Origin of the sequence: Myxococcus sp. MISCRS1, from assembly GCF_026626605.1 — a bacterium.
Lineage (GTDB): Bacteria > Myxococcota > Myxococcia > Myxococcales > Myxococcaceae > Myxococcus > Myxococcus fulvus.
The window spans coordinates 9,431,309-9,442,843 of sequence record NZ_JAPNKB010000001.1 but is presented as its reverse complement, the minus strand read 5'-3'; the positions used below and the strand labels follow the sequence as shown (position 1 = coordinate 9,442,843).

The 11,535-nt window shown below is 71.3% G+C and carries 7 protein-coding genes; 5 read left to right on the top strand and 2 right to left on the bottom strand.

What is annotated here, in order from left to right:
- Positions 1 to 3 precede the first annotated feature (3 nt).
- Both OWM54_RS37930 and OWM54_RS37925 read right to left on the bottom strand, forming a co-directional pair.
- Positions 4 to 2,940 (bottom strand): hypothetical protein, encoded by a 2,937-nt coding sequence (locus OWM54_RS37930; protein ID WP_267700537.1) that lies wholly within the window; start codon positions 2,938 to 2,940, stop codon positions 4 to 6.
- 15 nt (positions 2,941 to 2,955) lie between these two features.
- Positions 2,956 to 5,334: an FdhF/YdeP family oxidoreductase gene (locus OWM54_RS37925; RefSeq protein WP_267700536.1), complete on the bottom strand. Its 2,379-nt coding sequence runs from the start codon at positions 5,332 to 5,334 to the stop codon at positions 2,956 to 2,958.
- A gap of 233 nt (positions 5,335 to 5,567) precedes the next feature.
- Here OWM54_RS37925 and OWM54_RS37920 point away from each other — a divergent pair, with 233 nt between their 5' ends.
- From OWM54_RS37920 to OWM54_RS37900, 5 genes are all read left to right on the top strand, one after another.
- Positions 5,568 to 6,725: a BON domain-containing protein gene (locus tag OWM54_RS37920; RefSeq protein WP_267700535.1), complete on the top strand. Its 1,158-nt coding sequence runs from the start codon at positions 5,568 to 5,570 to the stop codon at positions 6,723 to 6,725.
- 180 nt (positions 6,726 to 6,905) lie between these two features.
- Positions 6,906 to 8,561 (top strand): urocanate hydratase, encoded by a 1,656-nt coding sequence (hutU, locus tag OWM54_RS37915; protein WP_267700534.1) that lies wholly within the window; start codon positions 6,906 to 6,908, stop codon positions 8,559 to 8,561.
- Between the two features lie 14 nt (positions 8,562 to 8,575).
- Complete coding sequence (locus OWM54_RS37910) at positions 8,576 to 9,316, top strand: hypothetical protein (RefSeq protein WP_267700533.1); 741 nt, start codon at positions 8,576 to 8,578, stop codon at positions 9,314 to 9,316.
- A gap of 4 nt (positions 9,317 to 9,320) precedes the next feature.
- Complete coding sequence (gene hutI / locus OWM54_RS37905; RefSeq protein WP_267700532.1) at positions 9,321 to 10,586, top strand: imidazolonepropionase; 1,266 nt, start codon at positions 9,321 to 9,323, stop codon at positions 10,584 to 10,586.
- Between the two features lie 88 nt (positions 10,587 to 10,674).
- Positions 10,675 to 11,535, top strand: a complete 861-nt coding sequence (locus OWM54_RS37900; RefSeq protein ID WP_223785560.1) for a class II glutamine amidotransferase — start codon at positions 10,675 to 10,677, stop codon at positions 11,533 to 11,535.

Below are 11,535 nucleotides of genomic sequence, written 5' to 3'. Positions count from 1 at the left end.
CGCTCAAGGCCTCGGCGTGCGGGCCCCCGAGTGGAAGGAGCACCGGACGACGAAGTCCGGTGCGTTCGGGGACTCGGGGGAGACGTGTTCGAGGAACGCGGTCCGCTCGTCTCCGGTCCAGAGGTTCACGAAGTCGCCCATCCACCACTGGGAGAGGGAGCGCGCGGCGCGGGCCACGGAGTCCCGGGACACGGTGGTGAGGGAGCGCTGGGCGTCCATCAGGTCACGCACCAGTCGGGCTGGGAGCATCCAGCACTCGGCGCGAGGGATGGGCGGGACGAGGAAGAGGCAGTAGGCCGAGTCGGTGCGTGACAGCAGGCCATCGACCATTTCACGGCCGAGCCGGAAGTGGGGCAGCCACTGGCCTTCTCCACGCTGCTCCAGCTTCACGACCTGGACGAGCACCGCGCGCTCCGTGTCCACGAAGCCGTCGACCTCGGCGTTCATGATGAACGCCACCTCGGTGCCCGAGGTGCGTGAGTCCGGGACCCGGTCCGACGAGCCTCGTCTGCCTCGGCCGCGCCGCGAGCGTGCGGAGGGGTCTTCGTCGGGGAGACGTGATTCGGAAGCGGAGGTCTCCGTGGGCGCGACCAGCGGAGGCAGCGGCTCCGCCTGGGCCGTTTCGGCGGCGGCCGAGGGCTCAGCTGCGGAGGCGTCGACCTGTGAGCCGCCGTCAACCTCCGCATGGGCCGTTTCGGCGGCGGCCGAGGGCTCAGCTGCAGAGGCGTCGACCTGTGAGCCGCCGTCAACCACGCCATCAGCGGCCGGCGTGGCGATGACCATGGAGGAGGCGCTCTCGACGACGGCCTCCACCTCCCGCGGGCCCCGTGCATCGGCGGCAGGCACAGACTCCCCGACGGCCAGTCCGTCAGAAGGCCCCTCGTTCACCTCCGCGAGCGACGTTTCGTCGGAAGCCTCGACCCGCGACAGCGCCTCCGCCTCCAACAGGCGAGAGACCTCGTCCTCCATCGACAGCGATTCGTCCCCACTCCGCGCGCTCTCATCCTCGGCCATCACGGACTCGACCACGGGAGCCCAGGAGGTCGACATGTCCAACACGCCCACCGGCCCCACCTCGGTGGCCACGGGCGCGGCTGGCGCCCTCCCCCGTCCTCGCCTCGAGGGCTTCGGCGCCTCGACCACCCGCTCCGCGACACGTCGCACCGTCAGCTCAAAATCGAGCGGCGGCGGCTGGCCCTGGGCCAGCAACGAGAACAGGTCCGCCTTCACGCGGCCCAGCTCGCCACTCAGCGCCTCGAGCAGCGAGTCCACCAGCTCCACCGTGTCCTCACGGAACCGCTCCGGATAGCGCGCCGAGAAGTCCGCTTCCACGCGAGACACCGCGCCGAACAGCAGCTCCTCCAGGTCACGGTCCCTGAGCCACGTCCGGCCACTCAGCGGCACCGCACGCGTCACGTGCAGATGCCTCAACGCATCCGTGAGCGACGCCGGAGCCACCGCGCCCGTGGGCAGCGGAGCCTTCGCGCCATCCTTCGCCGTGGCCCCCTGGAACCAGCGCTGCAACGTCCGGACGCGCAGCCGAACCCGGGACGACGGATGGGCCTTGAGCCGCCGGACCTGTCGCCGGTCCGTCTCCGTCCGCGCCAGCGACAGCACCACGAGCTCCGCCTCGGACGACGCCGCGTCCGGCGCACACCACAGGAAGAACTCGATGGCCGCCTTCCGAGGCATGGGCTTGCGAGCAATCCGCTCCGCCACCTCGTCCCGCCACGCCGCCAGCTCGTCCAACCCGGGCCGATTCTCCGACCCCAGCTTGGGCCACAAGTCCGCGCACTCCTCCGCCAGCCAGCACAGGTGCGCGAAGCCCGTCGCCATCGGCTCCAGCTTCGCCCGCATCCGCTTGCGCCGCTCGAACGCGTCCGACAAGCCCTTGCGCACCGACGCGCGGAACAGCCGCTCCTCCAGCCACACCTGCGTCAGCACCAGCCCCGGCTCACCCTTGCGCAGGTTCGCCTGACAGTGGTCCAGCACGAAGCGCACGGGCCCCAGGTCCGTCAGCGTGTCGAAGTCACTGCCCACCAACGCGCCCAACGCCCCGCGCAGCCCATCCACCGGCGGCGCATCGAAGCGCGCCAGCAGCTCGCACAGGTTCTCCACCACCGCGGGCGCCCCACCCACCTCCAGCGTGCGCGCCAGCAACACCCCCGCGCGGGCACACCACTCCGGCTCCTTGCGCCCGTTCGGGTAGCACGCCAGGAACCCGCGCATCGCCCCGCGTCCATCCGGAGACGTCGCCAGCGCGAACAGCCGCTCGGCCAGCACCTCCGAGGCCTCCTGCCACGGTATCCGCGAGGCCCGCGTTCGGATGTAGTCCGCCAGCTTGTCGCGCCCTGCCTCCGCCGTCGCCGGCAGCAGCATGCGCAGCTGCTCCAGCATCCCGATGGCCTTGTTCCCCGAAGCCATCACCCGCTTGAGGTCCACCTCCACCGAGTCGAGGAAGCGAAGTGCATGCCCGTCATACGTACACGGCACGTTCCCCACCAGCGACAGCAGCGAGTCCGGGTGACGCTTCAGGTACCGCGTGAGCACCGTCGACAGCGCGGCCTCGCTCTCACGAAGCACCCGCGCCGCGACCTCCGGCTCACCCGTGCCCCGCAGGATCTCCAGCATCGCGCCCTGCCGCGACAACAACCGCTCCAGCAAGCCCGCCGGCGGCGCCGCATAGGGCCACAGAAGCTCACTGCACGAGCCCACCAGGAACAACAGCTCGCCGAGCCCGCGCTCTCCCCGGGCCAGCCGCTCCCAGGCGGCGAGCTGCGCCAGCGTCCGCTCCTCCAGCGACGCCCCGCGCACCCAATCGGCGAAGGACGTGCTCCAGCGCGCGGACGCCTCCACCGCCTCCGTGGCGGGAGTGCTCGCGACTTCCTCGTAGAGCGGCCGGAGAGACTCCGGCCACGCGGCTTCACCGGGCGGGTGCATGCGCGCTCACGGACCTCATGAAGTCGAACCCTCGACGAGGGAAGGCGCCTCGACCGACGGCGCCACGGTGATGACCACGGACTTCGAGGCCGGCGTGCGGCTCTTCTCCGCGAAGCTGTCCACCGGCACCAGCACGTTCGTCTCCGGGAAGTACGTCGCCGCGCACCGCCGGGGGATGTTGTACGGCACCACCACGAATCGCCTCGCCACCCGCGTCTCGCCCCGGAAGTGGCTCGTCAGGTCCACCACCTGGCCCTCGGTGAGCCCGCGCTCCTGGATGTCCTTGGGATGCATCAACACCACGCGCCGCCCACCCTTGATGCCACGGTAGCGGTCATCCAATCCATACACCGTGGTGTTGAACTGGTCATGCGTGCGCAGCGTCATCATCATCAACTGCCCGGGCTCCAACTCCTCGCCCGGCATGGTGTGCACCGTGAAGTGCGCCTTCCCACTCGCCGTGGTGAAGCGCCCTTCCCGAGGCCCGTTCGGCAGGTAGAACCCGCCCGGCTCCTGGACGCGCCGATTGAAGTCGGCGAACCCCGGGATGACCCGGGCAATCAAGTCCCGCACCCGGGAGTAGTCCTCCACCCATGACATCCACGGCACCTTCGAGCGCGAGCCCAACACCGCCGTGGCCAGCCGCGCGACGATCACCGGCTCGCTGAGCAGGTGCTCGGACGCCGGGGCCACCGCGCCGCGCGTGGCGTGCACCACGCCCATCGAGTTCTCCACCGTCACGAACTGAGGCCCCCCCGCCTGCACATCCCGCTCCGTCCTTCCCAGGCACGGGAGGATGAGGGCGCGCCGTCCGTGGACCAGGTGCGCGCGGTTGAGCTTGGTGGACACATGCACCGTGAGCCGGGTGCGCCGCAGGGCCCGCGCGGTGAACTCCGTGTCCGGCGTGGCCGACAGGAAGTTGCCCCCGAGCGCGAAGAACACCCGCACCTGTCCCTCGTGCATGCCGTGCAGCGTGTCCACCACGTCCTTGCCATGGTGCCGGGGAGGCTCGAAGTCGAGCTCTCGCGCGAGCGCGTCCAGGAACTCGGGCTTCGGCCGCTCCCAGATGCCCATGGTGCGGTCGCCCTGCACGTTGCTGTGCCCGCGCACCGGACACAGGCCCGCGCCCGGCTTGCCGATGCTGCCGCGCAGGAGCGCCAGGTTGACGATCTCCTGGATGTTGGCCACCGCGTTGCGGTGCTGCGTCAGGCCCATGGCCCAGCAGAAGATGATGCGCTCGGAGCGGGCCAGCAGCTCCGCGGCCGCCTGAATCTGCGGTCGCGGCACCCCGCTGCGCGCCACCACGTCGTCCCAGCTCACCGCGCTCACGTTGCGAGCGTACGCGTCGAACCCGAGCGTCTTGTCCTCGATGAACCCGCGCGCCACCACCGTGCCGGGCCGCTCGGCCTCCATCTCCAGCAGCGCCTTGCCCAACCCCTGCAGCAGCGCCACGTCCCCGTTGATGCGAACCTGGAGGAACTGGCTGTTGAGCGCCGTTCCCGGGCCCAACAACTGGAACACCTCCTGCGGATGCCGGAAGCGATTGAGCCCCGCCTCGGGCAGCGGGTTGATGCTGACGATTTCGCAGCCCCGGCGCGCCGCGGCCTGGAGCGTGGAGAGCATGCGCGGGTGGTTGGTGCCTGGGTTCTGGCCGATGACGAAGACGGCCTGCGCCTGCTCGAAGTCCTCCAGCGTGACGGTGCCCTTGCCGATGCCAATCGTCTCGCCGAGCCCCGTGCCGCTGGACTCGTGACACATGTTCGAGCAGTCCGGCAGGTTGTTCGTCCCGAACTGCCGCACGAACAGCTGGTACAGGAACGCCGCTTCGTTGCTCGTGCGCCCGGAGGTGTAGAAGCACGCCGCGTCGGGCGACTCCAGCGCGTTGAGCTCCTCGGCCACGAGCGCGAAGGCCTCGTCCCAGGAGATGGGCGTGTAGTGCGTGGCGTCTTCGCGCAGCACCATGGGGTGCGTCAGCCGCCCCTGCTTGCCCAGCCAATGGTCCGACTGCGCGCACAGCGCCGCGACGCTCCACTGCCGGAAGAAGTCGGGCGTCACGCGCTCCTTCGTGCCCTCCTCCGCCACCGCCTTCGCGCCGTTCTCGCAGAACTCCGCCACCGAGCGATGCCCCGGGTCCGGCCACGCGCAGCCCGGACAGTCGAAACCGTCCTTCTGATTCACCTTGTGCAGGAGGAACGTGCCGCGCACCGGGCCCATCTCGCCCCACGCGTGCTTCATCGAGGAGACGATGGCGGGCACGCCACCCGCCACGGTGGGAGGGAGACTGACCAGGGGAGGTCTCGGCTCGTCGGGCGGTTGGACGGGTGGCAGGGGCCGGGCCAGCGCCGCGCCCTGCCCGCTCCGGGTGTCCTCGTCGTCCCGCTGTGTCTCGGCCATGCCCGCCCTCTCCTGGTGCCCTCCGGACGACCGTCCGCTCGTGGCGCGCGCGACTCTACCGCTCCCGGGCCTCGCGGTAACGCCTGCTCGAAGCCCGTCGGGCCCCCGCTCCCCGCCCGGCCCACGCCCGGACGACCGACGAGGCGAGGCGGCGTTGCCGGGAACGCTCGCGGTCAAAACCCTCTGGAGGACAGGACCCCACGCGCGAGCCGGAATCCAAGGAGGCGGATGACATGAGTGGAAGGCGCCATGATGACCCCGACCGACGGGGCAAAGAGCGACACGGCCGCGGAGAGCACGAAGGCAGACGCCACCCGCGCAGCGAACACGAGGGCCCCCCTGCCTGGCGCGCCGGGGACCCGGGCCACCACCGGGGCCCGCCCCGTCACGAGCACCATGAGCACCATGCTCGTCCGGGCCGCGACTCCCACCGCTCGGACTGGGACGCCCGGCGCGACTTCGAGCACCCCTCCCGGGACCTCGACCGCGACCGGGACTACCGCACGCTCCGAGGCGACCGGGACTCGCTCGACTATGAAATCGACCGGGACTTCGGCGACGCGGCCAGGGCGCTGGACCGGGCCCACGAGTATGGCCGGGACTTCGACCGCGACCGCGAGATGGACCGCCGCGCCCGGCACTTCGACCCGGAGCGGAGTGCCCGACGACCGGGCTACAGCCCGAGCGGCACCTTCCGCGCGCTCGACGAGGATGCGCCACGACGCCACGGCCCGCCCGACGACCGGGGCGGCGCGCACCGGGGCCGCGGGAGGGACGCGCCGTCGGACTCGCTCCGCGGCGGGGACGTGGGCCCGGGCCACTCACGCCATGGCCGACGCGGCGCGGACACCTGGGATGAACCCGAGGCGTGGATGGACGAACTGCGGGAGCTGCGCCCTCGCGAGCGGCCCGCGGAGGCGGATGTGCGACTGGGCGGCACGCAGCCCTCGGGCCACGGACCGGGCGTGGAGAACATGGCGCCGCCCCGGGTGGGGTTCTCCACCAGCACGACGCGCGCGGACGACCACGACCTGGGCCATGGAGGCTACGCCGGAGGCGCCGTCCGCCCCCGCGCGCCCCAGGGACGCGGGCCCCGTGGCTACCAGCGAGGCGATGACCGCATCCGCGCGGACATCTGCGACCGGCTGATGCAGGAGTGGATGGACGCCTCGGACGTGGGGGTGCAGGTGCTGGATGGCGTGGTGACGCTCGCCGGGAGCGTGCGCAGCCGCGACGAGAAGCGCGCCATCGAGGACGTCACCGAGTCGGTGCTCGGCGTGAAGGAGGTCCTCAACCACCTGCGCCTCCACCGGAGCGAGGGCGTGGCGCGGCCTCCCACCTCCCAGGCGCCGCTCCAGGTGCCGGACGACGACGGCTCACTGCACTCCTGAAGCGGGCTTCGGCCCCGCGCGTCATGGACGGAGCGTGCCCGTCCCCACCTCGGGGACGGGGCGCACCCCAAGCCTCCAGCGGACACTGCGCGCGAAGGCCCTCACGGTGCTACCCCCGCGCTCCACGGGTTCGGGTAGTGTGCCGGGCCTTTCCGTCAGCCATTCCTCAGGAGTCCGTTCATGTCCCGCGTCATCCGCGCCCCCCGTGGTTCCACCCTCTCGTGCAAGGGTTGGGTCCAGGAGGCCGCGCTCCGGATGTTGATGAACAACCTCGACCCGGAGGTCGCCGAGAATCCCGCGGACCTCGTCGTCTACGGCGGCACCGGCAAGGCCGCTCGCGACTGGCCCTCCTTCGACCGCATCGTCTCCAGCCTCCAGGGCCTCGCCGACGACGAGACGCTGCTCGTCCAGTCCGGCAAGCCCGTGGGCGTCTTCCGCACGCACCCCGACGCGCCGCGCGTGCTCATCGCCAACTCCAACCTCGTGGGCCGCTGGGCCAACTGGGAGCACTTCCACGAGCTGGAGAAGAAGGGCCTGATGATGTACGGCCAGATGACGGCCGGCTCGTGGATCTACATCGGCACCCAGGGCATCCTCCAGGGCACCTACGAGACGTTCGCCGCCGCCGGCCGCTTCCACTTCGGCACCGACGACCTCTCCGGCCGCCTCATCCTCTCCGGCGGCCTGGGCGGCATGGGCGGCGCGCAGCCGCTCGCGGCCACCATGAACAACGCCGTGTTCCTGGGCGTGGAGATCGACCCGTGGCGCGCCCAGCGCCGCGTGGAGACGCGCTACCTGGACGTCGTCGCCAAGGACCTCGACGAGGCGCTGGCGATGGTGAAGGAGGCTCAAGCCAAGCGCGTGGGCCGCTCCATCGGCGTCATCGGCAACGCGGCCTCGGTGTTCCGCGAGCTGTACCGCCGCGGAATCAAGCCGGACCTCGTCACGGACCAGACCAGCGCGCATGACCCGCTCAACGGCTACATCCCCACGGACCTGTCGCTGGAGGCCGCGGCCGAGCTGCGCAAGAGAGACCCGGAGGGCTACGTGCGCCGCGCGCGCGCGTCCATGATTGAACACGTGGAGGCGATGAACGACTTCCAGGCCGCCGGCTGCCACGTGTTCGACTACGGCAACAACCTGCGCGGTCAGGCGCAGCTGGGCGGCATGGAGAACGCGTTCGAGTTCCCCGGCTTCGTGCCCGCGTACATCCGCCCGCTGTTCTGCGAGGGCATGGGCCCGTTCCGCTGGGTGGCGCTGTCCGGAGACCCCGAGGACATCCGCGTCACGGACCGCGTGGTGCGCGAGCTGTTCCCGCAGAAGGCCTCGCTGCAGCGCTGGCTGAACATGGCGGAGGAGCGCGTGGCGTTCCAGGGCCTGCCCGCGCGCATCTGCTGGCTGGGCTACGGCGAGCGCGCCAAGGCGGGCCTCGCGTTCAACGAGCTGGTGCGCACGGGCAAGGTGAAGGCGCCCATCGTCATCGGACGCGACCATCTGGACTGCGGCTCGGTGGCGTCGCCCAACCGCGAGACGGAGGCGATGAAGGACGGCACGGACGCGGTGGCGGACTGGCCCATCCTCAACGCGCTGGTGAACGCGGTGAATGGCGCGTCGTGGGTGTCCTTCCACCACGGCGGCGGCGTGGGCATGGGCTACTCGCTGCACGCCGGTCAGGTCATCGTCGCGGACGGGACCGCCGAGGCCGCGCGCCGCATCGAGCGCGTGCTCACCAGCGACCCCGGCATGGGCGTGCTGCGCCACGCGGACGCGGGCTACCCCGAGGCCATCGAGGTGGCCAAGGAGCGGGGCGTGAAGATTCCGGGCATCACCGTGTAGCCTTGTGCCTCGCCATGGCCCACCCCGCGCGCCCGAGCCTGACGCTGTTGCTCGCCCTTGCTCTCGGAGCGCTCGCGGCGTGTGCGCCCTCCGCCGTCGGCCCCATGGTGATGCGCCTGGGGCCCGGCTCGGCCCAGCAGCGGATGCTCCAGGCGGGCATCCGCACCGGCCCCCGGCTCAGCGCGCCCATCGCGGGGACGGTGCCCTCCGTCGGCACCGATGACCGCTTCCGCGGCGACGACGCGAGCTTCTCCACCCAGCAGTGGGGACTCGCCTTCGACGCCGCGATGACGTGGCCGCTCACCGAGCGGCTGCACCTGCACACGGGCCTGCAGGGCGAGATGTTCCTGCCGCTGCCCGTGCCCGGCTACGGCGTCTACGCGGGCATGTCCTATTACATCGGCTCCGAGCAGCTGGGACTCGCGCCGTCGCTCGCGGTGCGCGGGGCGTCCGACTTCGGCATCTCCTCGAGCAAGGGCGGACCGGGCAGCATGGCGGGCGCGGAGGCGACGTGTGCCCTGAGCTTCTCGCCGGAGCCCGGGGTGTCGGTCGGCCTGGTCCCCTTCGTCGCCGTGCACACGCTGTCGTCGCATGGCGTGAGCAACGGCTCGCTGTACTACGGCGGTGTCGTCGCCGCGCGCTTCACGTGGGGATGGCTGGACACCCTGGAGCTGTCGGGGGGCTTCGGTCGCGCGCGGGTCGGAGACAGCACCAGCTGGAACGTTCCCATCGTGGGTGTGCGTGGAGGTCGTTGACGTCATGGAAGCGCTGGACTTGCTGGTCCGAAACACGTCCGAGGTCCTCACCCTGGAGGGCACGCACCGCGAGCCCGCCGAGGCCGCCCTCACCTCGCGTCCCCACGCCTGCGTGGGCATCCGCGCCGGTCGCATCGCGTACGTGGGCGCGGAGGCCACGCTGCCGCCGGGCAGCGTGGGAACGGGCACGGAGGTGCTCGACGCGAAGGGCGGCTTCGTGGGCCCCGCCTTCGTGGACCCGCACACACACCTGGTCTTCGCCGGCGAGCGCTCCGCGGAGTTCGACCTGCGCAACCAGGGCGCCACGTACCTTGAAATCGCCAAGGCCGGCGGCGGCATCGTCAGCACCGTGCGCGCCACGCGCGCGGCCAGCGAGGAGGAGCTGGTGCGGCTGGCGCTGCCCCGCGTGCAGCGGCTGCTCGCGCAGGGCGTGACGGTGGCGGAGGTGAAGAGCGGCTACGGGCTCGACGTGGAGACCGAGCTGAAGATGCTGCGCGTGGTGCGCAGGCTCAACACGATGACGCCCGTGGAGCTGGTGCCCACGCTGCTGTGCGCGCACGCCATCCCCGCGGAGTACCGCGAGCGCCGCGAGGACTACGTCCGCCTCTGCATCGACGAAATCCTGCCCGCCGTCGCCCAAGAGAGCCTGGCGCGCTTCTGCGACGTCTTCGTCGAGGACAGCGCCTTCACCGTCGACGAGGCCCGCCGCATCCTCACCGCCGGCCGCGAGCTGGGGATGCAGCCGCGCCTCCACGCCGACCAGCTCACCGCCTTCGGCGCCTCCGAGCTCGCCGCCGAGCTGGGCGCCGCCACCGCCGACCACCTGGAGCAGGTCACCGACGCCGGCCTGCGCGCGCTCGCCGCCGCCAACGTCACCGCGGTGCTCGTGCCCACCTCCACCCTCTTCCTGCGCATGCGCCCCTACGCGCCGGGGCGTCGCATCCGCGACGCGGGCCTCAATGTCGCTTTGGGCACCAACGTCAACCCGGGCTCCGCCATGAGTGAAAACACGGCGTTGGCGCTGGGGCTCGCGTGTCTGGAGAACGGCCTCTCCGCAGCGGAGGCCTACTGGGCCGCGACCCGTGGCGCCGCGCTGTCATTGGGACTGCAACGACAAGGGCGGCTGGCCGTGGGTGATGCAGGCGACCTGGTGTTGTTCAGCTGTGCGTCTTTCCGTCATCTGCCCTACCATCTAGGAATAGGGCACGCGCGCACGGTGGTGAAGGCCGGGCGTGTCGTCGTCCAGCAGGAGCTGAATTCCTGCGGGTGAAGCGACGTCGATGGGTGACACGTGCGTCGCACGGGAGTGCAGGAGAACTTCCCGTCGGGGCCGGCCGTTATAAGTACCAACTGCAGCCATGTGCCGACTTTTTGGATTCAGATCGTCAGTCCCTTCCGCGGTCCACCCCTCGCTGGTGACGCAGAAGAACTCGCTCCTCATCCAGTCACGCGAGCACAAGGATGGATGGGGAATCGCCGCCTACGGCGCCGAAGCGGCGCCTGTCGTGGCCCACGGTGTGGGGCCCGCGCACAGTGACCCCGACTTCGAGCGTGTCAGCAGCCGTGTGTCCTCACACACGGTGGTGGCGCACATTCGTCTGGCGTCGGTGGGCGCGGTGGAGCTGCGCAACTCCCACCCCTTCCACCACGGCCGCTGGACGTTCGTCCACAATGGGACGTTGAGGGACTTCGCCCGGCACCGCGCCGCGGTGGAGGAGCTCATCTGTCCGACACTGCGCGTGGGCATCCGGGGCACCACGGACAGCGAGCGGTGCTTCTACCTCTTCCTCACCCGCCTGGCGGCCAGGCATCCCATCGTCGGCTCGGTCCCCGTCGAGGACGTCGCGCGGGCGCTCGCGGAGACGATGGGGCTGGTGGCGGCCATCACGGATGACTCGCAGGCGCAGCAGCGCTCCGCGATGAACTTCCTCGTCACCAACGGCGAGGTGATGGTGGCCTCGCGGCGCAACCGGACGCTCTTCGTCTCCGTGGGCGGCGCGCGGTGCGAGCTGGGCGGCCTGCCCGTCGCGGGCACGCGGCTGGAGCAGCTCATCGTCTCCAGCGAGGCGCTGTGCGGCGGGCCGCACTGGGCGCCGGTCCAGGAGGAGGACGTCATCGGCGTGGACGCCGGGCTCGTCTTCCACCGCTGGCGGGTGCCGGAGCTCGCGGGCGACGTCGTCCCGCCGCCCACGCCGGGCCCCAGCCAGCACGCCGCCTGA

Coding starts and splice junctions, on each gene's coding strand:
- OWM54_RS37930 (WP_267700537.1), bottom strand. CDS start 2,940: ATGCACCCGCCCGGTGAAGCCGCGTGGCCGGAGTCTCTCCGGCCGCTC.
- OWM54_RS37925 (WP_267700536.1), bottom strand. CDS start 5,334: ATGGCCGAGACACAGCGGGACGACGAGGACACCCGGAGCGGGCAGGGC.
- OWM54_RS37920 (WP_267700535.1), top strand. CDS start 5,568: ATGAGTGGAAGGCGCCATGATGACCCCGACCGACGGGGCAAAGAGCGA.
- hutU (WP_267700534.1), top strand. CDS start 6,906: ATGTCCCGCGTCATCCGCGCCCCCCGTGGTTCCACCCTCTCGTGCAAG.
- OWM54_RS37910 (WP_267700533.1), top strand. CDS start 8,576: ATGGCCCACCCCGCGCGCCCGAGCCTGACGCTGTTGCTCGCCCTTGCT.
- hutI (WP_267700532.1), top strand. CDS start 9,321: ATGGAAGCGCTGGACTTGCTGGTCCGAAACACGTCCGAGGTCCTCACC.
- OWM54_RS37900 (WP_223785560.1), top strand. CDS start 10,675: ATGTGCCGACTTTTTGGATTCAGATCGTCAGTCCCTTCCGCGGTCCAC.